At 40.8% G+C, this 1,359-nt stretch carries 1 protein-coding gene and 1 pseudogene; both read left to right on the top strand.

Annotated features, from left to right (window positions below):
- Positions 1 to 256: pseudogene (locus AC1DRF_RS27940) on the top strand (nickel ABC transporter substrate-binding protein); the annotation flags it as partial.
- Positions 257 to 258: 2 nt separating this feature from the next.
- Positions 259 to 1,200 carry a nickel ABC transporter permease gene (gene nikB / locus AC1DRF_RS27945; protein WP_427076090.1) on the top strand — a complete coding sequence of 314 codons (942 nt, stop codon included), beginning with the start codon at positions 259 to 261 and terminating at the stop codon, positions 1,198 to 1,200.
- The last annotated feature ends 159 nt before the right edge of the window (positions 1,201 to 1,359 follow it).

Below are 1,359 nucleotides of genomic sequence, written 5' to 3' on the forward strand. Positions count from 1 at the left end.
GGAGGGAGGAGCATTTAATGTAGGTCATTTTCATGAACCAGCATTAACTTCCATTATCAATAAACTCAATCAAACCGTTGATCAAAAACAGCGCAATGAGTTAGCAAGACAAGCCGGAGAAATAGCAGAAAAAGAAACGCTCCACTCTTCGATTGTTCATCCGAATAATTTTGTGGCCTATAGAGACAATGTGAAAAATTGGGTCACAACTAAAAGTGAATACTATGTGATAACAAAGGATTTAGATGTGAAATAGATATGAAATTAATTGGTAAAAGAATAATAGAATTACTCATTTTTTTAGTTATCCTATCGTTTCTCAGCTTTGTTTTGATGAAGCTGGCTCCAGGAGACCCAGTTAAGCAAATGCTCCGCGCAGATGACGTGGCAGTTTCTGAGGAACAAATAAATAGTTTGCGAACAGAGCTAGGGTTTAATGAACCTGTATATATTCAATATGTAAAGTGGCTGAAGCGCTTTTTTCAGTTTGATTTAGGGTCTTCGTATATGACAAAAGAGCCTGTGATCGATGAATTAGCCGAAAAGTTTCCGGCTACGCTGCGCTTGACGGCTGCATCTTTGGTTGTGATGCTGTTAATAGCTGTGCCACTCGGCACGCTGTCAGCACTGTATCCGAACAAGTGGATTGATTATTTCAGCAGAAGTATTTCCTTAATTGGAGCGTCTATTCCAAGCTTTTGGCTCGGCCTTTTGTTTATACAGCTGTTCTCTGTACGTCTTCAATGGCTTCCTTCAATGGGTACAGGCACAGCAGCTCATCTTGTGCTGCCTTCTTTAACGCTTGGTTTTGCCATGTCCGCTGTGTATATGCGAATGATTAGAGCTAGTCTGCTAGAAGGACTGAAACAAGATTTTATACGATCCGCTCGAGCAAGAGGAATCAGTGAAAGCCGCATTTTTATTTTCCACGCGTTCCGGTATAGCTTAACGCCGATTCTTACCATTTTAGGGACGAGCTTAGGCAGTTTGCTTGGAGGAACGGTCATCATTGAAGTCCTATTTGCTTATCCTGGCATCGGAAAATTAGTTATTGATGCGATTATGAATCGTGATTATCCTGTGATTCAAGGGTATATTTTGTGGATGGGCCTGTTTGTTGTTTTAATTAATTCATTTGTGGATTTGAGCTACAAATATGTAAATCCCCAGCTCTACGTAAAGGGAGGGGATAAAACGTGAAAAAGCCGCAGCTTCCTTTTGTAGTGATAAGCGTGTGTGGTATTGCGCTTATTTTATTTTGTCTGTTTGGAAGTCAGCTAACACCGATGGATCCCACACAAGTTAATATGCAAGACCGGCTTCAAAAATCCACCGGTGATCACTGGTTAGGAACTGATC

The sequence above is a fragment of the Priestia sp. P5_B4 genome (genome assembly GCF_056400385.1).

What these genes read in the sequence shown, in the direction of transcription:
- nikB (WP_427076090.1), top strand. Translation starts at nt 259, where the DNA reads ATGAAATTAATTGGTAAAAGAATAATAGAATTACTCATTTTTTTAGTT.